The organism is Oceanobacillus profundus, from assembly GCF_003515705.1.
In the GTDB taxonomy this organism is placed as follows: domain Bacteria; phylum Bacillota; class Bacilli; order Bacillales; family Amphibacillaceae; genus Oceanobacillus; species Oceanobacillus profundus.
In genome coordinates this window covers 102,302-124,418 of record NZ_QWEH01000011.1, presented here as the reverse complement: position 1 = coordinate 124,418, position 22,117 = coordinate 102,302, and the positions used below count along the sequence as shown (strand labels likewise).

Genomic DNA, 22,117 nt, shown 5'->3' with positions numbered 1-22,117 from the left:
TGTGAGGGAACAGCCCGTAAATTCCTGATTCTGTTCTAATTTAAGTGGGAGAGGTAAGGAAATCTCCACTTAATGAAGCATCACTATATAAACATTCAGTTAGAAAAGGGGTATTCAAATGGGATTTGATGCAGTAATTAAAAATGGAAATGTTGTACTTCGTGATGGTGTCTATAATGTGGATATCGGAATTAAAAATGGAAAAATTGCTAGCATTGCAGAGGAAATTACAGAGCAAGCAAATGAAGTAATTGATGCAAAAGGTCAATATGTTATGCCGGGAATGATTGATACACATGTGCATATTAGTGAACCTGGCCGTACAGAGTGGGAAGGCTTTGAAACAGGTTCTAAAGCACTTGCAGCAGGTGGAACAACAAGCTATGTTGAAATGCCGCTTAATGCTATTCCAGCAACCATCAATAAAGAAACATTAGACTTGAAGCTAGAAGCTGCTAAAAGTCAGAACTATGTCGATTATGCATTCTATGGTGGACTTGTTCCAGAAAACATCAATCAGCTGGAAGAATTAGTAGATGCAGGCGTTCCAGCATTCAAATGCTTTATGTCTGCAATAACTGCAGAAGTTCCTGGCGACTTTGTTAATGTTGATGACTATGCATTGTATAAAGGCATGCAAAAATTAGCTGAATTGGATCAAATTCTATGTATTCATGCTGAAAACCCAACGATTACTGCGAAACTGGCAGATGAAATGGTGCGTGAAGGCAGAACAACAGCAATAGATTATGTTGATTCACGTCCAATTTTTACGGAAGTTGAAGCAGTTCAGCGTGCATTATTGTTTGCGAAAGAAACTGGATGCAAACTGCATTTTGTGCACATTAGTACTTCTGAAGCAATTCAGAAAATCCTTGAAGCACGCAGAGATGGTGTCGATGTAACAGTTGAATCATGTACACATTATTTTGCACTTACTGCAGAAGATGTAGAAGAAATTGGACCAAGAGCTAAATGCCAACCGCCATTGAGAAAAGCAAAAGACCAAGCAAGATTATGGGATGAGCTGATGGCAGGCAATATCGATTGGTTAACCTCCGATCATTCTCCATGTACAGAAGACCTTAAACAAGGAAATATTTTCGATGCATGGGGCGGAATCAGTGGTGCACAAAATAATGTAGATATTATGTTTGATCTAGCTGTTAAAAAACGCGGGTTACCCGTGCAAAAATTTGTGGATTTAATCGCAACAACTCCAGCGGAGCGTTTCAACTTGCCAAATAAAGGTGAAATTGCCGTTTCCAAGGATGCAGATATCATTCTAGTTGATCCGAACAGCTCTTACACGCTAAACAGAGAAGACCTTTATTATAAAAATAAGCATAGTGCTTATGAAGGAAGAAACATTGACTGTCGTGTAACGAAAACGATTGTACGCGGAAATGTTGTTTATGATTTAGAACAAGGCATTGTAGGCGAACCAATTGGTAAGCTGATGACTGTGAATAACTAATATGATTTGTATTACAAAAGGTGTCCTTCTTATGAGGGACATCTTTTTGTATAAATTGCATATTTCGAAAGTTACTTCATCCTGACAGCACATTATATTTAAAATAATGAGGAATAAATCACCCTAATAGATAGAAATTAAAAAAGGCAATTGTTATCTTTGCATAGAAAATAGCTGAGTTTAATAAGAGCTTGTTCTCTTGTCTTATTGGACAAATCACAAATTACACTATTAAATAATTCTCATCTGCAGTACAAATTGAACAATTGACTATTTAGAGTACATAAAAGATGAATATAAGTTGGTTAGTATGAACAATATACTTAATAAATTTAGTTGTAATCGACATTTACATGTAATTCAATTAATTTTACAATGAAATGCAGTACAGAGTTGGGAGCGGATACAACATAGCATATAATTAGAGGATTTCTAAATTGTTCACATGGCAGTGTGAGCAATAAGGGGTATTTTACATAAATGCATGTCAGAAGTTTCACTTGTTTTCTGTACAAGTTAATAATAAAGGATGGGACAAGAATGGAGAAAACAGAGAAAAAGAAAAAATTTCAATTGCCTCATATTTATGTAATCTTATTCATTTTTAGTGCACTTGCTGCAATCGCTACCTATTTCGTACCGGCAGGTGAATTTGAGCGGGTGCCAGGACCGGACGGAAGGGAAACAGTGAATCCTGAGTCTTTTACACAAATTGAATCATCACCTGTAGGGATTGTTGACTTCTTGACGATCATTCCAAGAGGCTTAATTGAAGCTGGGGAAATTATATTTTTCACATTTATGATTGGTGGAATGTTCATGGTGCTGAAAAAAACAGGCATCATTGAAATAGTAGTTGATCGCTTAGCAAATCGTTTTGCTAATAAAAGTATTTTGATCATTCCTGTACTTACAACTGTTTTTGCAATCGTTGCTACATTAATTGGTACACCGGAGTTAACACTTGTGTATATTCCTGTCATCATGCCACTGATGATTGCGTTGGGATATGACTCTATTGTTGCGGCAGCTATTGCTTTAATTGGGTCAGTAGTTGGTTTTACTGCGGGAGTACTTAATCCAGTGAATGTAGGATTATCACAGCAAATTGTCGGTGTTCCGCTGTTTTCAGGGATGAGCTTTCGCATCATTATTTTTGTTCTAACTGTAGCAGTTGCCTCACTTTACATCATGCGCTACGCTAAAAAAGTTAAAAACAATCCGTTAAATAGTTTTGTCTATGAAGATGATGTAGAGAAAAGAAAGCAATATCAACACCAGGATAAATTAGAAGTTAGGACAATGACAGCGAGACAAAAGTATGCATCTTTTGCAGCGCTCCTATTTATGGGAATCTTAGTCTATGGCGTACTTAATCATGGCTGGTTCATGGTCGAGATGGCTGGACTATTTGTCTTCATGGGTATTATTGTAGGTTTAATTTCAGGACTAAACTCAACAGAAATATCAGAAGGATTTACAGAAGGTTTCCGGGATGTATTAATGGGAGCTATTATCATGGGCTTAGCTCGTGGGGTTTCGGTCGCGCTAGAAGATGGTCATATTATGGATACAATTGTCTATAGCTTAGGATCGGTAGTTGGCGATTTTCCTGCTGTTTTCGGTGCAGTTGGAATGTACCTCGTTCAATTAACCATAAACTTTATCATTCCGTCTGGCAGTGGACAAGCACTAGTAACAATGCCGATCATGGGACCTTTAGCTGATCTTATCGGTGTGACGAGACAAACGGCAGTACTTGCCTTCCAGCTCGGAGATGGATTTGCACATATTCTTTATCCAACATCAGGATACTTTATGGCTGCTTTAGCAATTGCGGGTGTTACTTGGCAAAAATGGGTAAAATTCTTCTTGCCGCTGTTTTTCATCTTTTCAGGAATCGCGATTATTGCATTAGTCATTGCCCAATCGATTCAATACACAGGCTGAACGAGCTAACATATAAAGGAAAGAGATTGGAACATAACCAGGGTGTTTAATTTGTGAACAATGCATAAACTTTGTGTAGGAAATATGCGTAAGGTATTTTTCAAATCGAAGTGTTTGCATCAATCACGTCTGAATTTCAGGTGATAAAAACACTTCGTTCCAGCTTCTTTCTTTTGAAGCTTTGTATTTGTATTTTGTTATTGTTTAATATGGATAAAAATGATTTATTTTTTTATCATAAATGGCATAGAAACAGTAGCTAGAGATAGGTATAATAAGTTATAGAGCTAATAGAAATTATATTTTAACGCTATCTTTTACAAAGATAGTGTGTGATAGAAAGGAAATGTAATATGACTGAGTTAAGTAAAGAGTTAACAGATATGCTAGAAACGCTAGGATCACATGGCAAGGATCCTGCAGGCGGAGTATCACGCTTTCTTTACACAGAGGAATGGGTTGCTGCACAAAAGTATTTAGAGAAAGAAATGGTGGATGAAGGCTTAGATGTACATTTTGACGAAATCGGAAACTTATTTGGTACATTGAAAGGGTCTAAATATCCTAATGAAACTATCCTATCAGGTTCTCACGTAGACACTGTTGGAAACGGCGGATATTATGATGGACAATTTGGTATCGTAGCAGCTTTCATAGCGATCAAACATCTAAAAGCAAAATATGGACAGCCTTTACGTAATATTGAGGTCGTCTCAATGGCTGAAGAAGAAGGAAGCCGTTTCCCTTACTCATTCTGGGGTTCAAAAAACATTGTCGGAATCGCCAAAAACGATGATGTAAGAAACATTACGGATTTTGATGGTGTTCCATTTGTAGAAGCGATGCATAAGGCTGGATTTGACTTCAGAGATGATACAAAAGGAATGCGTGAAGATTTTAAAGCATTTGTTGAGATTCATAATGAGCAAGGAAATGTATTAGAAACGGAAGAAAAATCAGTTGGTGTCGTTCACAGTATCGTTGGTCAACGTCGATTCAATATTGAAATCAGCGGCCAAGCAAACCATGCAGGTACAACACCAATGGGCTACCGTAAAGATACAGTTTTCGCTACGAGTCAAATGGTATCCGAAATAATTACTGCTGCAAGAAAGCATGGGGATCCATTAGTAGCAACTGTTGGTAAAATTGAAGTAACACCTAATGTTGTCAATGTTGTTCCAGGAAATACATTGTTTACACTAGATATCAGACATACGGAGAAAGACGCTTTAGTTCAGTTTACAGAAGAAGTATATGAAATACTAAATCGTTTAGCACAAGAGCACCAAGTAGGCTTAAATATTGACATGTGGATGGATGAAGATCCAGTGCCAATGGATAAGAATATCGTTGATCTAATGATTAAGCAATGCGAAGAAAATGGCTTAAATTATAAATTAATGCACAGCGGTGCGGGTCATGATTCCCAAATCTTTGCTCCTAAGATTCCGACTGCAATGATTTTCGTTCCAAGTCGTGATGGAATAAGTCACAACCCTGCTGAATATACAGAGCCAGCAGACTTAGCTGAGGGTGTAAAAGCATTAATGGGTGCACTGTACGAATTGGCTTATAAAGAGTAAGTTCGATTTTAAGGCTATTTTGGCAACTAAGTAACAACAAATTTTATAGTTTTTTGAAGTAAAACAAAAGCAAGAAGGAATACTTTTCTTCTTGCTTTTGTTTTAGGAAAATAAGAAAGTAAAAACCTAGCTATTTGCATAAATGCAACGAAGGCATTCACCGAAAGGTTGGTGAATGCCTAGTTTTCTAACCTATTCTTCGCTTTCCAAAATTGTTCCGATTAGTAAAGCAACTCGAATTCGAAGTGAATCTGTTGGATCTCGGAAGGAACAGCCAAGCAACTCTTCCATCTTTTCAATCCGATACTTCACTGTATTTCGATGAACGTATAATCTTCTGGATGTTTCAGATATTTCACATTGGCAGTCCAAATACGTCTCCATGGTTTTTACTAAATCAATTTCCTCTTTCGTATTTGGGTAAGCGAGTGTTTTTAATGTGTTTTCGTATAAAGCCTTTAAATCCTTTCGAGGCAAGGTTGTTAACAATTCGTCAATCTCTCTTGTTCGGTAAAAATTAATAAAGCCAGACTTATTTAAATCATAGCCATTCATAATTGCATCCACTGCTTCGTAGTATGCGTTTGGAATATCAATGGGTGATTGAACTAAATTACTAATGCCAAATGAAATTGTGAGATTTCCATCTTGTAAATTCCTTTGCACATTTTCAACAAATTCAGTTACGCGATTGATTTCTGTTTCATTATAATTGGAAAATTGTAAGAGCATGACGAAATATTTTTCCTTTGTAAATAAAATGGCATCCATATCATTATTTACAATTTCGTCTTCCAGCTGGTCATAGATGCTATTATGAAGCTCAGCTATTTTTTTTTCATATAATTGCAATGCCTCATAGTTATCACCATCTGGATCAATTGTACAAATAATACTAATCGTATCCAGTTTATCATCGAGGCCATAGTAATGTGTGCGGCTTAAAATTTCCTCATTGGAGTGTATTCGTCTTTCAATTAGGTCTGCAAAAAAGTTGTTTTTCAATAATCGAGTATTTTCCTCAATTGCTTGTTCTTTTATAATCGTAAATGAGATAACATTACCAGCTTGTTCAATTGCCATTTGTGATGAAGGATATGGTAAAGTAGATGCATCGAGCATGACGAGCATACTGTTATGCTGCCTCTTTGTCTGTACTGGAAAGGTAGCAATCGATATCCCTTCACCAGTGGAGATTTTAAATGTGCCCCCCTGCCGTCCACGCGGTAAATCACTTTTTATTGCATGAACGATTTCTTCCTCCACAGTCTGCATGGATTCTTTTCGGAAATCATGACTATGGGCGATTTTTTCTCCTCTATGATTCAATAGCATGACAGGACGATCTAGAAAATGCCCCAGTTGCTCGACAAGAGAATTTAAACTATACTCCTTAAACATCATATCGGAAAACTGTTTTTGGACATGTAGTGCATAATAAAGCTGTTCTGCTTTATCATCATTTAAGTAATTCAATATGTGACGGGATAATTCACCTAAAGTTAGGTCTGTTGGAAGGTCGATGATAGGAAATGCTAATTCATTGGCTAGGAGTTTAACCTCTTCCGGTAGTTCCTTTAGAAAACGATTGATCTTGATGACGATGCCAGTACAATTTAAGTCATGCATTTGTCTAATTAGTTTACAGAGTTCTTGTGCATCGTCTTTAAAGGCATATCCTGAAGTAAGTAATAAATGGTTATTATCTAAAAACTGAATAACATCAGGTGTATCGGAAATATTGACAGATTGTACGTTTTTTGTTAATCCGCGATGACCAGCGATAACGGTACAGTCCTTCATTGCTTCTAAAATAAATAAATTATTTAACGTTTTCACTTTAATACCATCCCTTGTGCATTTGTTCTATTTCGTGCTGTTTCCATGAAGTGAAATACATTGTAATTATATACTTATTTAAGGTTAAAGTAAATAAAAAAGCAAAGGGCTTTTAGTCATTTTAAACAATGATATTTTTAATTGATTTGTGTAAAATAGATAGGTAGCGGTTAATTACGGATAATTTAATGAAGGATTTGAGGTACTAATTCATGAACGATTTTAATAAGAAGGCCATCCGAGGTGGAAATTCGTTAACTAGCTGGGAAGCAAACGCTACAAGTAAAATCGTTTTCCAGATTCTTAATGACCATTCAAATGGCACCGTTCACAGCGTTTTTAATAATAGCTTTAATTTGATTTTTGGTGAAAGAATGATTCATATTGGTTCCGTAGAGAATGGTGTAGCCCCATTTGGTATTGGGATGGAGCACATGAATGCACAACTGCTAACGAGACAAATCAAAGGAAATCTACCGGTTCAATGGGATGCTTTTAACAAGCAGTTAATTATTGGAAACAAACATCTCCTTTCATTAAATCAGGTGGTCCGAACAAATCATCTGCTGTCTGAACAATCGTTTAATACTACAAGTATTCAGCGCAATCTAGATTGGATAATTTCTAAACTACGTCATGAATCTTGGCAAACAGGATTAGCTCAGACAGTTGAAGAAAAGGAATATATTATCGATTATCTTTTATCGAGGAAAATTACAGATGCAAATCAATCGCTGTTTCGTAAGTTTGATGAGTTGGATTGTGTTGTGAAGAATTGTTACGGTCCGGATGTTCAAAATGTCTTTGATTATTGGATTGGTAGAGGATTAGGTCTTACACCAAGTGGTGACGATCTTCTTACTGGGATATGTGCAAGTCTTTCTGTTTTGCAGGGAACATCGAATCGCTTCCATTTACAGCTTAGAGGGTACGTGACACAATATGGTTTGCAACGTACAACACAAGTAGGTTATGAATACCTCTATTATGCAGCGCAGCATAAATATCATTCCCATTTAATTCAGTTTTGTTCGGCTTTGCTTACAGAACAGGAGTCAAGTTTATCAGCTGTTTTAGAGGAAATGAGGGCTATAGGACATACATCTGGAACAGACACAATAATTGGTGTGTTATTGGGGATGAAAATTGGACTCGTTGACTAACATGCTTTTTCGTTTTTGCCTTCTGTTTTGAAGTCGGGTAACTGGCTTGAAAGAACGAACATATGGAATATCCATATGGAAATATTACGTTAATATATTATTATAGGTTGGTGTTAATATGAAAGAGTTGCTAAAATCTAGTAACTGGGTATCGGGCTTACAATGGCTCTTTTTTATTTTTACAAATATTGTTGTCATACCGATAACAGTTGGAGCTGCATTTGAATTATCGCAAGAAACAATTGTTTCAATGCTTCAATTATCCTTCATTGTGACAGGGCTCGCATGTATCATTCAAGCATTGCTTGGTCACCATCGTGCAATTATGGAAGGGCAGTCAGGGCTATGGTGGGGAGTTATCCTTACACTTGTTAATACTGCTGTAGCACAAGGAATGCCATTAGATGTACTAGGTGGTAGTTTAACGGTTGGTATTATCATTTCCGGTGTTCTAACAATTTTGATTGGTATAACTGGAATTGGGCCAATACTTGCCAAGCTTTTTAACCCAGGTGTAATGGGTGTTTTTATGTTTTTATTTGCATGTCAATTGGTTGGAATCTTTTTGAAAGGAATGTTAGGTATTCCTTTTGGAAATGTTGAGGGCGAGGTTTATATTGATCCAGCTATTTCCATACTATCAATTGTAATTGCACTTATCGTTATTATTATTAGTATTAAGGGTTCATTAGAAATTCGAAAGTATGGTTTATTAATTGGAATAATTATTGGTTGGATTGCATATGCAATTATTTTCAAAACAGAATCTGTAGCAGGTGCCCAAGCAAAGGCATTCAGTTTTGAATTATTTCCGTTTGGAGCACCAGCATGGGATATTGGTATTATTTTAACGGTTGTTTTAACCGGCTTGTTAAATACAGCTAATACATTTGGTGCACTTAAAGGAACTGACAGTATGTATGGAAAAGAAGCAACGAACAAACAATACCGTAATTCGTTTACAATCACAGGATTTGTGACAGGTTTTGCTGGTATGTTTGGGCTTGTTCCATATTCACCGTATGTGTCATCGATTGGTTTTCTAAACCAAACTGGAATCATTAAAAGGATACCATTTCTTATTGGTGGATTTCTGTTCTTCATGATGGGTATTATTCCTTCAGTTGGAGCATTTTTCTCGACGCTTCCATTAAGTATTGGTAGTGCGGTTTTATTTGTATCTTATTTGCAGATTGTCATTTCATCTAGGAACTTCTTTAGGTATGTTAAATGGAATACAAGAAATGTTTATCGTTCTGCGATTCCATTACTTGTAGGTATCATCATTATGACAATGCCGGCATATTATTTTAATTCATTACCGGAAATCATTCGTCCATTATTAAGTAATGGCTTAATCGTTGGTATTACACTTGCATTAATTTTAGAAAATCTAATATCATGGGATAAAGTCGACTAACATGGATGAAATTAATAGATATTGTACGGAATCAGAGGTTACTCATCTGATTCCGTTTTTTTATTTACTTAAAATTACAATGTTTCCGCGAAAATATGACCAAATTTATCGATCCTATAATATATTTTTGTTTAATACGCAAAATATAGATGATGAGCACCCAAATCAAGAGAAACAAAAGGGAAACGGTAACTCATAGGGGTTATGAGCACCCGAATGAAGAGAAATAAAAGAGAAACGGTAACTCATAGGGGCGATGAGCACCCGAATGAAGTGAAACAAAAGGAAAGCGGTAACTCATAGTGGCGATGAGCACCCGAATGAAGTGAAACAAAAGGGAAACGGTAACTCATAGGGGCGATGAGCACCCGAATGAAGAGAAACAAAAGGAAAACGGTAACTCATAGGGGCGATGAGCACCCGAATGAAGTGAAACAAAAGGAAAACGGTAACTCATGAGAGCGATGAGCACCCGAATGAAGAGAAACAAAAGGAAAACGGTAACTCATGGGAGCGATGAGCACCCAAATGAAGAGAAATAAATACAGAATAACCCATCAATTTTTACGCAAGCATTAGTTAGCAGAGCGAATTTTCAGTGCTATTTACCCAACTGGTTCTTATGTAATAAGTCGTTATTTTGTGCAAATGTGATAAAAAAAAGAGACAAATTAGCAAAAATAGCATAATCACAATATTTTATGTCGGTTTTATATAATAAAAAACGATTTAGTTTGTACGTTATGAACAATGACATTATACCTGGAAGCGCTTATAATCAAAAGGGCTTAAGAGTTATCATAAACTACTTGATGACTTAACAATTATAAAATAGATAGATTGATGAAAAGGGGTTGAAAGCCAGTATGTCTACAAAAAATGATACACTGACTGTTGATGATAAAAAGAATTTACAGAGTCACGAAAACGATTCATTAAAGCCGAATACTGAAAAAGATAGGACGTTAGGTCCATTTGGCTATATGTCGATGTGGGTCGGTGACGGGGTTAACATGGGTAATATGACACTAGGTGCTAGTATCATCGTACTTGGTGTGGCAACATTAAATGCTGTTCAAACTTTTGCTGCAGCTTTGGTAGCGATTGGAATTATTTCAATAATATTTGCATTAAATGACAGACTTGGTTATCGAACAGGAATACCTTACGTTGTACAACTTAGAATGTCTTTCGGTGAAAAAGGTACAATAATATCCTCACTACTACGAGGAGTACCGGCAGTTATCTGGTATGGTATTCAAAGCTGGATCGGGGCAACGGCTTTAAATGAAATTGTTAAGATTGCCTCAGGCGGTTCGATCGATAACGTTGCAATTTGTTTTATCATATTACAATCTTTACAAATTGTGCTTTCTATGTTTGGATTCCATGCAATTAAATGGGTTGAAACGGTGGCATCTGTGGTGCTTATGCTAATTATAGCGTTTGTAGCTGTAGTACTTCTGAAAGATCATAGTGCTGTTATCGCAGATAGCTGGGTACGTGCAGAAGGATCATGGGGACTTCCATTCTTTGGATTTATTATGGTATTTATGGGTAACTATGCTGCGATTTTCTTAAGCGCTGCTGATTATTCAAGAGAACTTAAATCAGGGATTAGTGATAAAAAACGTGGGCTATTTTACTTCTTGCCAATTGCTATTTCATATGGTTCGGTAATTGTAGTTGGTGCAATGCTTGCGACTGCAACTGGATTCACAAACCCGGCAAGAGCATTACCAGCATTAATTGATAATACGTTTATTACGATCTTTATATCTGCTTTTATCGTATTTGGATCGGTTGCTGTTAATATGGTTGCGAATATTGTATCACCAACCTATGTAATTCAATTGTTTACAAAATTAGATTATAAAATTGCTGTAATTATAACTGGACTTTTAGGAATGGTTTCATTCCCTTGGTTGTTAGTACAAGACTCTTCCGCAAAAGGTCTCGACATGTTTGTACTTATTTATTCAGCATTTTTAGGACCTTTAGTTGCTATTCTATTAGTTGAATACTACCTATTAAGAAAACAAAAAGTGAATATAAAGAAATTATATGAAAAAGATGGACAATTTGCAGGCTCGAACCCAGCAGCATTTACTGCGATGTTAATCGGTGCAGCTGCAGCCTTCTCATTTGTTGATCTAGCATGGATAATCGGCTTTATTGTTGCAGGTATTTCTTATATTATTATTTCGAAATACGCATTTAAGGGTTCAAGGTTTAAAAAGGATACAATTTACGAAAATAAATAAATGATTAAAGGAACGCCTGTGGAGACAATAAATAATCCACAGGCGTTTTTTGTTGCGTGTATATTAAAAACTAAATGTTTATATTTTTACCTTTTTCATAATACCCTTGCATCACTTCTTGCGGTACCATGTTCCCGCCAGTTGCCCATATTAGATGGTGAGCCTGTTTCATCTTATCTGTCAGATTATGTTTTTTGATATAGTTTCGACCACTTTGCTGTGACATAAGCTGAACAGGACCATAAAACCCAGCTAGTGCAGATGGTTCTAAGAAGATGTCTTCTGTATCAGCCAAATCACGAAGCAAAGCATACAGTCTCGCATCTTGGATCGTATAGCAGCCACTTAGCAAATGTCTAATCGTTTCACCTACAAAACTGGAAGTCCTTCCTACAGCAAGCCCATCTGCATCAGTCTGGTTACTCAAGCCGAAGTCCTGAACAGAGATCTTGTCTTGAAGCCCTGTCAACTGACCCAGTAAAAAGCATGGAGAATTTGTAGGCTCTGCGAAAAAACAATGGACATGTTCTCCAAACTCAGCATGAAGACCAAAAGTAACCCCGCCTGGTCCGCCTCCAACGCCACACGGAAGATATACAAATAATGGTTGATCTGCATTAACTTCAATGTTCATCACATGTAATTGTTCTTTTAATCGTGAGGCGGCAACTGCATAGCCTAAAAAGAGATTTCTTGAGTTTTCATCATCAATAAAATGACACCTAGGATTATTTTCGGCTTGCTTTCTCCCTTCAATCACTGCTTTACTATAATCAGATTCGTATTCTATAACCTGAACACCTTTGCTGCGCAGAAGGTCTTTTTTCCATTGCTTTGCATCTGCAGACATATGTACGGTTACTTTAAATCCAAGTTGGGCACTCATAATGCCAATGCTCAAGCCGAGATTGCCCGTAGAACCAACTGAGATTTCATAGTTTGAAAACAACGTTCTAAATGTATCGCTGTCAAATTGGGTATAGTTTTGATCAACAGAAATATAATGATGCTTTGAGGCAACCTCTTCAGCATGCTTTAATACTTCATAAATCCCACCCCTAGCCTTAATGGATCCAGATATTGGTAAATGACTATCGCATTTTAATAGGAGGTCTTTTTGAAATGCAACATCATATTTTTGCTCCATTACTCTCTGCATGCTACGTATTGGTTTTATAGGTGACTCAATAATACCTTCTGTCTCCATAGTTTCAGGGAAAACTTTAGCTATATAGGGTGCAAAACGCTTTAGTCGTTCTGCTGCATCATCTATATCCGCATTTGTTAGTGTGTTTTTGGAGTTCTCCATTCGATATGCAGGGTTTGGCCAGAAAACTTCATCTGCATAGACTATTTCTTCAAGAATTGGATGTTGCTTCACCCATTGTTCCATTGTTTTATCTGCAATTAGTTTACTTACCATAACATCAATCCTTTCCATATAATTTACTGACAAATTCTAGCTTAATCTTCGGAATTTATTACTCCTATATAGTCTATCATTTTGTTCCTCAATAAATCGAATGGAATTTTGAATTTTTTCTTCATTGACTATAGAAAGTACGAGAGGATGTTAAAAGTTTATAAAGCTTCGGTACGGGAAACGTAATTTGTAAAATCTCTAATAAGGCGGTTCTAACAATGAAAAGTTTCATTATAATTTTGGGTATTAGTAGTGTTATGTTTCTAATCTCTTGCAGCAGCTCTGAGACGACCACTGAGGAAAGTAATGCACAAGATGCGAATAAAGAAGCTCAAGAAACAGCTGCAGATAAAGAGCAATTACGAGCACACGCAGATTTGATTGTAGACGCATTAGATAATAAAGATTTTGAACAATTATCCACTTTTGTTCATCCGGAAAAAGGGATTCGATTTACTCCATATGCATTTATAGAGGAAGAAGAGCAGCCTATTTTTGAGGCTGAACAAGTGCGTGGATTCCCTAATGATAGTGAAGTATATGAATGGGGAACAGAGGATGGGACAGGAGATGCAATCCGGTTAACTCCTAATGCGTATTATCATGACTATCTCTATATTCGTGATTTTACGGAATCAACCGAAATACTAGTAAATGACATTGATCCGCGTGGCAATATGAGGATGAATGTGGGAGAAGTTTATCCAGAAGCAAGGTTTGTAAGCTATTATGTACCTGGAACAGATGAGGAAATGGATTGGGCAAATCTTATTCTTGCCTTTGAGGAAGTGAACGATGATTGGTACTTGGTTGGTATAATTGTGGATCGTTGGACAACCTAGTAGATCTAGATCTATTATCGAAACCTCAAGCATCTTTGTCGAAAAATGTTAATGATTCCTTAATTCAATATAAACTGTTAGAATATAATAATAATCGAATTAATCTTACTATTAAATACAAAACGGAAATTAATAGGGTACAAAGAGGTGGGCAATGTTGGGAAATGTAATTCACATGCAGGATGTAACGTGGAGAAGAGAGGGAGAGCACATTCTCTCTAATATCAATTGGCAGGTTTCAAAAGGTGAGCATTGGGCAATTTTAGGATTAAATGGTTCAGGAAAAACGACACTATTAAACATGATTAATGGCTATATTTGGCCAACCACTGGACAAGTCAGTGTATTAAATCAAGTCTTTGGAAAGACGGATATTAGAGAATTACGGAAATCAATTGGCTGGGTCAGTTCATCTCTACAGGAAAAAATAAAAGGAAGCAATTATACAGAAGATATCGTTGTAAGCGGGAGTTTTGCCTCAATTGGACTGTACGATAACCCTACCACGGGAGACTATAAAAAAGCGAATCGAATCATGGAACAATTAGGCTGCGATTATTTACAAGGTCGTACCTATCAAACCTGTTCACAGGGAGAAAAGCAAAAAATATTAATTGCAAGGGGATTAATGGCATCACCGGAATTGCTTATTTTAGATGAGCCAACAAATGGACTAGATTTTATTTCAAGAGAAGGATTATTAGCTGCCGTCAATCAATTGTCATTAGAAGAAGAGGCTCCAACCATTATTTTTGTAACACATCATATTGAAGAGATATTGCCGATTTTCTCAAACACACTGTTGCTTCGTCAAGGCACAATATTTGATAAAGGTAAAAGTGTAAATGTATTAACAGATCGAAACCTGTCTCGTTTCTTTAATACCTCTGTTAATGTTGAATGGCAGAAAAATCGAGCCTGGATGACAACAGCACATTAATTTCGATAAATATTTCCCAGGAAATATATACTGTTTTTCTTCGAATTAGGAATAGTACCAGCGAAATAATGAACGAGTAAAAATATATCTTTTAGTGTGGCCTCGATTTTGACTTTTTTGACGTCTATTACGGTGATTAATGCGAAACACGGTCAGATACAGCTTCCTTATAAAATTAGTTGAAATTTAGTTCCTTGAAGTAGAGTCCATTTTGATTAATCGTATTTTAAAAATGGACTCCGTTTGGCTGCTCACTCTTTCCGGTAATGGTATTTATCCTTGGAACTCATGACGATCTAAGCTCATGAAAAAAACAGGTCCAGGTTCTTCTGGGATATCTGGGACCATTTTGATAATCTGAAACCCAACTTTTTCATAAGCTTGGATAGCTATACGATTGTTAACCTCTGGATTAATAATACACCTGTCTACACTTTCATCTGAAAAAACAAACTGACTTAGGAAAAGTGAAAGAACTTTAGTGCCAAGTCCTTTATTTCTATACTTCTCTTCTCCTATAAATAGGTCTAAGCTAGCTGAGTTAGTTAGATCAACGTACTTTTCAAATACTGGATAATCACTCCAATTAAATGTTTGTATATAACCAATAGGTGTATCATCATAAAGAATTAGATACGGATCAGTTGGCTCAACCCGTTTGATATAATCAGAAAATTCCTTAGCTACCTTCTCATAAGGTTCCTTTTTGTTGAAGGCCCAAAAACGGTTAACAAAGTGGTCATTTCTAATCCAGTTATACAAAAGTGGTAAATCCTCTAATATAAGCCTTCGAAATTTAATCATGTTTGAATCCAATTTCATATTCCCCCTTCTGAATTGGTTAGTGTGGCTTACCTAGCATTCAAGAGTTATACGAGACGGAACCTACCCAAAAAGATTAAGCTATTATTTCAACGTTAGATTACTCCTATTTCTTTATTATAATATCCCATTTTGATTATTGAAAAATCATTACTGAAAAACTTTCCAAGTAATCAATATAATCCTTTGCTTCCCAACTGATATCTTCTAAAAATGCCCCGAGTTCGGGCTCATCAGTTTCAATTGCCAAAGCTGTTTGAGGTGAAAAGCAATAATAATTGCTAATACTAATGATGCCAATAACTGTCTCATTTCTTATCCTTAAAAGAAATTTATCTATTCGTTCTAGAATAGTATAATTTCAAAATAGAAAAAAAGCTATATAAAGTGTGTGATAGCAGTAAATAGACGTTTTCCAATATGGATATCGTTGAATAATTCATTAGCAGCTAAAACCGAACGTTTATTAAAAATATATAATAAAAGGTTTGTTATTGACGTTATAATCCAATCGTGATAGTATTATTCAGTACTGTTTTTATATTAATTATCATACTTTAAGCAAAAGGAGATCTGACTGTGCATTTCAAAAAACATTATGAAGAGATCAAAAAAATTGCTGAACAAATATATTATCATCCAGAGTTAGGATATAAAGAGCATCAGACGAAGCAAACAATAATTGATTATTTAAAAAAGGTTAATTCAACCATCCAAATTGATGAATTTAGTACAACAGGATTCCGAGTTACACTAGGAAATGAAAAGAAAGACTTGCACCTTGCTTTTATTGCTGAATTGGATGCTGTATATGCGCCTACACATATGCATGCAAATAAAGAGACAGGTGCAGCGCATAACTGTGGGCACTATACACAGGTAGCAATAGCACTTAGCCTATATCATTATTTGTACAAGACAGAAGCATACAGAGACTTAGATTATCAAATTACATTTGTTTTTGTTCCTGCAGAAGAGTACTTGGATTTAGCTTATCGCGAAGGGCTAATGAAAGAAAAAACGATTGAACATTATGGTGGTAAACCTGAGGCAATGAGATTAGGGGTATTTGATGATATTGATCTCGCCATTTGCGTTCATGCAATGGGTGGAGAATTTGATAAGCGGTCTACAGAAATAAATGCTGATCTAGCTGGTTTTCTGTATAAAAAATATACATTCAAAGGAAAAGCAACACATGCTGGATTTGATCCGTTTTCGTCAAAAAACGCATACAATATGTCGACATTATTTAATGTTGCTGTTGGCTTGAGTCGTCAGCAATTAAAAGATTCAGAACAAGTCAGAATAAATCCAATTGTAATGGAATCTGACATGTCTACAAATGTCGTGCCAAACCGCATTATGGTAGGTACAGATTTGCGTACAAAATCGGTGGAGTATATGAAAGAAGCGGCAATGAAATTAGATGATGCTGCTAAAGGCAGTGCTTATGCCTTACAGGGAGAAGTTGAAGGGACTACCCAAATGGGATATCTTCCTTTTGTTCAAGATCGTTATCTGTCAGAATTTGTGCTGGAGGCATTCGAGGAAAACGAGGAAATTGAAGCGATAAAGAATAATAACTTTATTAGTGCTGCTGGGGACATTGGTGATTTATCCTATATGATGCCATGTATCCAAATTGGTTACAGTGGCTTTACTGGCACGATTCATGGTGATGACTTTATCGATATCGATCCTGAGTACATTTATGAGATTTTTCCAAGGTTTTTAGCTGACGTTTTGAAAAAAATGAACGGACGAATTGATAAAGCTAAGTTATACAAAAGAAGTTATGAATCGTATATAGAATTAATTGAAGGAATTGTTAAGTAACTATCTGGGGAAGAGGACAATCACATGAAGAACAAAAACTTTATATTTCTTATTATCTTTGTGCTTATTATTATTACAGTAGCTGAAATGATTGGTTTTCAGAGTATACCAATAGGAAGTATCTCGATTGGATTATTACCTTTAGTATTTGCTATTGTGATTACGATGATTTTAGGGTTGCAACTGTTTCGAAAAGGTTTCTGGAGGCATGTTTATAGTAAAGCAAACATTGATTTTGCCGGGAAGTATTTAATTTTTATTATGCTGCCATTAATGGCTCGATACGGAGCAGATGTAGCCCCGCAAATAAGAGAAATACTTCAGGTTGGATGGGTATTTTTATTCCAAGAAATTGGAAACCTTGGTACAGTTGTATTTGGACTGCCAATAGCAATTCTGCTTGGATTAAGACGTGAAGCGATTGGTGCAACGTTAGGAATTGGGCGTGAAGGTGAGCTTGCGTATATATCAGAAAAATATACCCTTAATTCCAGTGAGGGAAGAGGAGTTCTTTCCTTGTATATTATTGGTACATTATTTGGAACGATTTTCTTCAGTATTTTAGCACCAATATTGCTCGGTTTCGGTTTTCCGGTTGAAGCACTGGCGATGGCATCAGGAGTGGGATCTGGAAGTATGATGAGTGCATCTTCTGCAAGTTTAGTTGCACAGGTTCCTGACATGGAAAGCACGATTTTAGCCTATGCTTCTGCAAGTCAATTATTAACAAGCTTTCTTGGAACATTTACAATGGTATTTTTAGCTGCGCCATTACAGAAATTTATGTACAAACTATTGGTTAGAGGTGAAGAATAATGGCTAACATGTTAACGAATAAATATATAAAGTACGGCCTGATATTGCTTCTTAGTGTTAGCCTGATTGTCTTTACACAAGAAATTAAACATATAAAAAATCCAGATTCGATGCCAGTCACATCAATGACTTTTCTTGGTCTTAGTACGTTATGGCTCTTTTCTATGATTGGAATTGGTATTTCAGATCTAATGCAGAAGACACCAGTCAAATTTATGAGGGAATTCCCTGTATTAGGTTGGGTTTCGATTACTTCTTTAGTGCTTTGCCTTTTATTTGACTTTTTTATTACAGCGATTCAAGCTGTTGATTTTCTTTCAATAACCACGCCTATTTTAACATTTGCGGGAATTTCTGTAGCAAATCGGCTTGTTGATCTGAGAAAAACATCTTGGAAAATTGCGATAGTAGGTATGTTTGTTTTTACTGGAACATATTTAGGAAGTACGTTGATTGCTAGTCTAGGTCTTTACTTAGCGGGAAATTAAATATACTCCATCCATCATGGCGTGAGCTTTACTGTAATCTCGTAGTATGTTAAAATAGTACATCACAAATTTTTACTTTCAACATAGACATTAATAGTGTATAATTGTATAAACAATTCTAAAGGGTGTGTATTTATGAAAAAATACGTCGTCCTTTTCATTTATCTCACGACGATATTTGGGTATTCCTATTTTGCCATAGATGGACAGCTGCATAATCATTTTGTTATGGAGCAAGGTGAGAACTTAAGTAACAATACTTCAACAGGGTTTCACCCTACAGATGATGGAAAGCAAAAGATTTCAATTGTTAAGTTTGAATTTTTATTATTTCTGTTTGTATGTTTACCATACCTGTCTTACTTTTGTATAAAGCTCATGAGAAGACTCATGGTGCTAACTCCAGTATTTTACCAATCTAATTATGTGATCAGACCTCTTTTAATTAAATGAATCAATTTAATTAAAAGGAGGCTATGTTCATGATGTGGATACGATTTGTCATATTAGGGTTCTTTTCTCTAACTGCTTTGTCTGTGTTTTTCTACCAGGGTATAGAAACGGTTCAAGCGGTAAAAGAGTATTTTAGCTTAAATAAATATTTGTAAAAAGAAAAGACTGTTCCTGATTAAATTTAGGAGCAGTCTTTTTAATATGTGATCCTGGTGAACTTTTTGAACAATCTCTTTTAGGATAAAAATTTCATTTAGCGAGAGAAACTGCAAGTATCGAACATTCCATGCTAAAATAGGTTGGACTATAGAATTTTGAGGGAGTGTTACATATGAACATTGCTACAATCGGAACGGGAAGGATCGTGGAATTATTTCTATCCGCTGTTCGTGAAGTTGATGGAGCTAGATGTGTTGCTGTGTATTCAAGGAAAGAAGAATCAGCACAAGCTCTGGCAGATAAATTTGATGTTTCTGCTATTTATACTGATTTAAATGAAATGATGCGTGATTCTGCTATTGATTTTGTTTATATTGCATCACCAAATAGCTTGCATTTTGAACAGGCATATCTTGCATTACAACACGGTAAGCACGTAATCTGTGAAAAACCTTTTACATCGACCATACGTGAAACCGAACAATTAATTGAACTGGCAAAACAAAAACAACGGATGCTTTTTGAAGCAATTTCCACGATCCATATGCCAAATTATAAATTAGTGAAAGAGCATATCGCTAGTCTTGGTGCAATTAAGTTCATTCAATGTAACTACAGTCAGTTCTCAAGCAGATATGAAGTATTATTAAATGGAGAAACACCAAACATTTTTAGTCCGAAATTTTCCGGAGGTGCTTTGGTAGATATCAATGTATATAATCTGCACTTTGTAATGAATCTGTTTGGAAAACCGGAAAAAGTTAGCTACACAGCAAATAAACATGGAAATGGAATTGATACATCTGGTGTTGCGGTACTGTCCTATCCGAACTTTATTGCAGAGTGCGTCGGTGCGAAAGATACACAAAGTATGAATTTTGCAATGATTCAAGGCGAAAAAGGATATTTGAACGTAGTAAACGGTGCGAATGGTTGTCAAGAGGTTATGATTATGAAGGAAAATCGCGAAATAAAGCTCAATACACAAACAAATGAAAATCGCCTTTATTATGAGGTGGCTGAGATGCAGAAAATTTTTGCTGCAAAGGATTTTGAAAAATGCTATGCGTTGCTTGATTATACAAAGTCAGTTGTTGAAGTACTGGAGGCAGCGAGAAAAGACGCAGAAATTGTCTTTGATGCAGATTTACGTTAAAAAGCGTAGGATGTCTTTGTTGAATTGCAAAATATAGATAATACTTGACTGTTTCCAATCAATTGCCTAAAGTAAAATGATATTCGAAAAATGAGGGGAATAGGAATGAACAGTTATTCGGAAGGTAAAATACAAGCGTTTCAAAAACAAAATGACAATCGTGCTCGGTTTTTAATTAAATGTCCAGATCAACCTGGTATTGTGGCGGCAGTTTCAAAGTTCCTTTATGAGCACAATGCCAATATTGTCGCATCTGATCAGTTTACGATGAACCCTGAAGGTGGGGAATTTTTTATTCGGATCGAGTTCGAATGTCCTGATTTAAAAGGGCAAATGGGGAAACTGGAGACAACGTTTCTTCCAATTGCAGAGAAATTCAATATGGAATGGAAAATCATGTATGTTCGTGATATTAAAAACATGGCGATATTTGTCTCGAATGAACCGCACTGCTTATTAGAGCTCCTTTGGGAATGGCAAAGTGGCGATCTAATGGCAAACATTGCACTTGTGATAAGTAATCATGAGACTGCTCGTGAGATGGTCGAATCGCTGGGCATTCCATTTTATTATATACCAGCGAATAAGGAAATACGTCATCAGGTGGAAGAAAAACAGAAGCAATTGCTTGAACAATATGAAGTCGATTTAATTGTGCTTGCACGTTATATGCAGATTTTGACACCAGATTTTGTAGGGCATTATGAAAACCGTATTATTAATATCCATCATTCATTTTTACCAGCTTTTATTGGGGCGAAACCATATGAGCGTGCTTATCAGCGTGGAGTGAAAATGATTGGTGCGACATCACATTATGTAACGAATGATTTGGATGAGGGGCCAATTATCGAACAGAATATTGGCAGAGTCGATCACCGTGATAATGGAGATGATATGAAAAAAATTGGCCAATCCATTGAGCGAAGTGTACTAGCTCGAGCAGTAAAATGGCATCTCGAAGACCGCATCCTTGTCTATAAAAATAAAACAATAGTATTTTAATCAAAGGGCCAGTTCTGATAGGGTTCCATTTTGAGGTGTAAATTCAAAAAATACACCTCAAATGAATTAAAGTTGACTAATGAATTGACTGATAAAACTCGTCTTATTTTAGACGAGTTTTTTGTTATAATAACATTAGTTGTTTGATTATTTTGGAAAGTTATTGTGAATAAATACACTTAAACTAACGGGCAGGTTAGTTCAAATTCTGTTTTATATAAATAAAAGACGGTGAAAACGCACCGTCTATAATTAGCTATTTATTTTGTGTTAATTCTTTGTAATAAAGGTAATCGACTTTATGCTTGGTAGCCATTAACTGTGAAGCCAAAACCGCCGTATAAACAGTGGTTAGTACAATTGCTCCAACACCAAGACCTGAAAGGTTTATCTTATTAGATGTACTCATTCCATTATTGCTTGTGTTCATTCCATTATTACTTGTAGGTGCTTCTTCCATTTTATTAACCCCCTC

General features: G+C 36.0%; 18 protein-coding genes. 14 read left to right on the top strand and 4 right to left on the bottom strand.

Annotated features, from left to right (window positions below; all coding sequences use genetic code 11):
- Window positions 1-118 precede the first annotated feature (118 nt).
- The 3 genes from allB (at window position 119) to allC (ending at window position 5,013) form a co-directional block, all read left to right on the top strand.
- A complete protein-coding gene (gene allB, locus D1B32_RS15625) occupies window positions 119-1,477 on the top strand; it encodes an allantoinase AllB (protein WP_118889828.1) in 1,359 nt (452 codons plus the stop codon).
- Window positions 1,478-2,017: 540 nt separating this feature from the next.
- Window positions 2,018-3,427: a YfcC family protein gene (locus D1B32_RS15620; RefSeq protein WP_118889827.1), complete on the top strand. Its 1,410-nt coding sequence runs from the start codon at window positions 2,018-2,020 to the stop codon at window positions 3,425-3,427.
- Window positions 3,428-3,780: 353 nt separating this feature from the next.
- Window positions 3,781-5,013, top strand: coding sequence for an allantoate deiminase (allC, locus tag D1B32_RS15615; protein WP_118889826.1), 1,233 nt, complete (start codon window positions 3,781-3,783; stop codon window positions 5,011-5,013).
- 192 nt (window positions 5,014-5,205) lie between these two features.
- On the opposite strand, the gene D1B32_RS15610 is transcribed toward allC, so the two are convergent.
- The gene (locus D1B32_RS15610) at window positions 5,206-6,852 is read right to left on the bottom strand and encodes a PucR family transcriptional regulator (RefSeq protein ID WP_095313185.1); all 1,647 of its coding nucleotides are present in this window, start codon (window positions 6,850-6,852) and stop codon (window positions 5,206-5,208) included.
- A gap of 212 nt (window positions 6,853-7,064) precedes the next feature.
- Here D1B32_RS15610 and D1B32_RS15605 point away from each other — a divergent pair, with 212 nt between their 5' ends.
- The 3 genes from D1B32_RS15605 (at window position 7,065) to D1B32_RS15590 (ending at window position 11,699) form a co-directional block, all read left to right on the top strand.
- Window positions 7,065-8,015, top strand: a complete 951-nt coding sequence (locus D1B32_RS15605) for an oxamate carbamoyltransferase subunit AllH family protein (RefSeq protein WP_118889825.1) — start codon at window positions 7,065-7,067, stop codon at window positions 8,013-8,015.
- A gap of 118 nt (window positions 8,016-8,133) precedes the next feature.
- Window positions 8,134-9,435 carry a uracil/xanthine transporter gene (locus D1B32_RS15600; RefSeq protein WP_095313181.1) on the top strand — a complete coding sequence of 434 codons (1,302 nt, stop codon included), beginning with the start codon at window positions 8,134-8,136 and terminating at the stop codon, window positions 9,433-9,435.
- 866 nt (window positions 9,436-10,301) lie between these two features.
- Window positions 10,302-11,699 carry an NCS1 family transporter gene (locus D1B32_RS15590; protein WP_118889824.1) on the top strand — a complete coding sequence of 466 codons (1,398 nt, stop codon included), beginning with the start codon at window positions 10,302-10,304 and terminating at the stop codon, window positions 11,697-11,699.
- Window positions 11,700-11,769: 70 nt separating this feature from the next.
- Here the strand turns inward: D1B32_RS15590 and D1B32_RS15585 are convergent, their stop codons facing one another.
- Window positions 11,770-13,122: a D-serine ammonia-lyase gene (locus D1B32_RS15585; protein ID WP_118889854.1), complete on the bottom strand. Its 1,353-nt coding sequence runs from the start codon at window positions 13,120-13,122 to the stop codon at window positions 11,770-11,772.
- Between the two features lie 218 nt (window positions 13,123-13,340).
- On the opposite strand from D1B32_RS15585, the gene D1B32_RS15580 reads away from it, so the two are divergent.
- Together D1B32_RS15580 and D1B32_RS15575 are read left to right on the top strand one after the other, a co-directional pair.
- Window positions 13,341-13,964 (top strand): hypothetical protein, encoded by a 624-nt coding sequence (locus tag D1B32_RS15580; RefSeq protein WP_118889823.1) that lies wholly within the window; start codon window positions 13,341-13,343, stop codon window positions 13,962-13,964.
- A 157-nt stretch (window positions 13,965-14,121) separates the two neighbouring features.
- The gene (locus tag D1B32_RS15575) at window positions 14,122-14,904 is read left to right on the top strand and encodes an ABC transporter ATP-binding protein (RefSeq protein WP_118889853.1); all 783 of its coding nucleotides are present in this window, start codon (window positions 14,122-14,124) and stop codon (window positions 14,902-14,904) included.
- 273 nt (window positions 14,905-15,177) lie between these two features.
- On the opposite strand, the gene D1B32_RS15570 is transcribed toward D1B32_RS15575, so the two are convergent.
- Window positions 15,178-15,720, bottom strand: coding sequence for a GNAT family N-acetyltransferase (locus D1B32_RS15570; protein WP_158586273.1), 543 nt, complete (start codon window positions 15,718-15,720; stop codon window positions 15,178-15,180).
- Window positions 15,721-16,305: 585 nt separating this feature from the next.
- Here D1B32_RS15570 and D1B32_RS15565 point away from each other — a divergent pair.
- From D1B32_RS15565 to purU, 6 genes are all read left to right on the top strand, one after another.
- Complete coding sequence (locus tag D1B32_RS15565) at window positions 16,306-17,565, top strand: M20/M25/M40 family metallo-hydrolase (RefSeq protein ID WP_118889821.1); 1,260 nt, start codon at window positions 16,306-16,308, stop codon at window positions 17,563-17,565.
- Between the two features lie 24 nt (window positions 17,566-17,589).
- Window positions 17,590-18,381 (top strand): DUF3100 domain-containing protein, encoded by a 792-nt coding sequence (locus D1B32_RS15560; RefSeq protein WP_118889820.1) that lies wholly within the window; start codon window positions 17,590-17,592, stop codon window positions 18,379-18,381.
- Entirely contained in the window at window positions 18,381-18,869 is a 489-nt protein-coding gene (locus tag D1B32_RS15555; RefSeq protein WP_118889819.1) for a hypothetical protein, read from the top strand. The genes D1B32_RS15560 and D1B32_RS15555 overlap by 1 nt, the downstream gene beginning before the upstream one ends.
- A 482-nt stretch (window positions 18,870-19,351) precedes the next feature.
- A complete protein-coding gene (locus D1B32_RS24450; protein ID WP_262366399.1) occupies window positions 19,352-19,477 on the top strand; it encodes a hypothetical protein in 126 nt (41 codons plus the stop codon).
- Between the two features lie 176 nt (window positions 19,478-19,653).
- Window positions 19,654-20,637 carry a Gfo/Idh/MocA family protein gene (locus D1B32_RS15545; RefSeq protein ID WP_095313160.1) on the top strand — a complete coding sequence of 328 codons (984 nt, stop codon included), beginning with the start codon at window positions 19,654-19,656 and terminating at the stop codon, window positions 20,635-20,637.
- A gap of 105 nt (window positions 20,638-20,742) precedes the next feature.
- Complete coding sequence (purU, locus tag D1B32_RS15540; protein WP_095313158.1) at window positions 20,743-21,642, top strand: formyltetrahydrofolate deformylase; 900 nt, start codon at window positions 20,743-20,745, stop codon at window positions 21,640-21,642.
- Window positions 21,643-21,898: 256 nt separating this feature from the next.
- On the opposite strand, the gene D1B32_RS15535 is transcribed toward purU, so the two are convergent.
- Complete coding sequence (locus D1B32_RS15535; RefSeq protein ID WP_078989028.1) at window positions 21,899-22,102, bottom strand: hypothetical protein; 204 nt, start codon at window positions 22,100-22,102, stop codon at window positions 21,899-21,901.
- Between the last annotated feature and the right edge of the window lie 15 nt (window positions 22,103-22,117).

Excerpts from the sequence above, each read along its gene's own strand:
- allB (WP_118889828.1), top strand. The coding sequence starts at position 119 with ATGGGATTTGATGCAGTAATTAAAAATGGAAATGTTGTACTTCGTGAT.
- D1B32_RS15620 (WP_118889827.1), top strand. The coding sequence starts at position 2,018 with ATGGAGAAAACAGAGAAAAAGAAAAAATTTCAATTGCCTCATATTTAT.
- allC (WP_118889826.1), top strand. The coding sequence starts at position 3,781 with ATGACTGAGTTAAGTAAAGAGTTAACAGATATGCTAGAAACGCTAGGA.
- D1B32_RS15605 (WP_118889825.1), top strand. The coding sequence starts at position 7,065 with ATGAACGATTTTAATAAGAAGGCCATCCGAGGTGGAAATTCGTTAACT.
- D1B32_RS15600 (WP_095313181.1), top strand. The coding sequence starts at position 8,134 with ATGAAAGAGTTGCTAAAATCTAGTAACTGGGTATCGGGCTTACAATGG.
- D1B32_RS15590 (WP_118889824.1), top strand. The coding sequence starts at position 10,302 with ATGTCTACAAAAAATGATACACTGACTGTTGATGATAAAAAGAATTTA.
- D1B32_RS15585 (WP_118889854.1), bottom strand. The coding sequence starts at position 13,122 with ATGGTAAGTAAACTAATTGCAGATAAAACAATGGAACAATGGGTGAAG.
- D1B32_RS15580 (WP_118889823.1), top strand. The coding sequence starts at position 13,341 with ATGAAAAGTTTCATTATAATTTTGGGTATTAGTAGTGTTATGTTTCTA.
- D1B32_RS15560 (WP_118889820.1), top strand. The coding sequence starts at position 17,590 with ATGAAGAACAAAAACTTTATATTTCTTATTATCTTTGTGCTTATTATT.
- D1B32_RS15555 (WP_118889819.1), top strand. The coding sequence starts at position 18,381 with ATGGCTAACATGTTAACGAATAAATATATAAAGTACGGCCTGATATTG.
- D1B32_RS24450 (WP_262366399.1), top strand. The coding sequence starts at position 19,352 with ATGATGTGGATACGATTTGTCATATTAGGGTTCTTTTCTCTAACTGCT.
- D1B32_RS15545 (WP_095313160.1), top strand. The coding sequence starts at position 19,654 with ATGAACATTGCTACAATCGGAACGGGAAGGATCGTGGAATTATTTCTA.
- purU (WP_095313158.1), top strand. The coding sequence starts at position 20,743 with ATGAACAGTTATTCGGAAGGTAAAATACAAGCGTTTCAAAAACAAAAT.
- D1B32_RS15535 (WP_078989028.1), bottom strand. The coding sequence starts at position 22,102 with ATGGAAGAAGCACCTACAAGTAATAATGGAATGAACACAAGCAATAAT.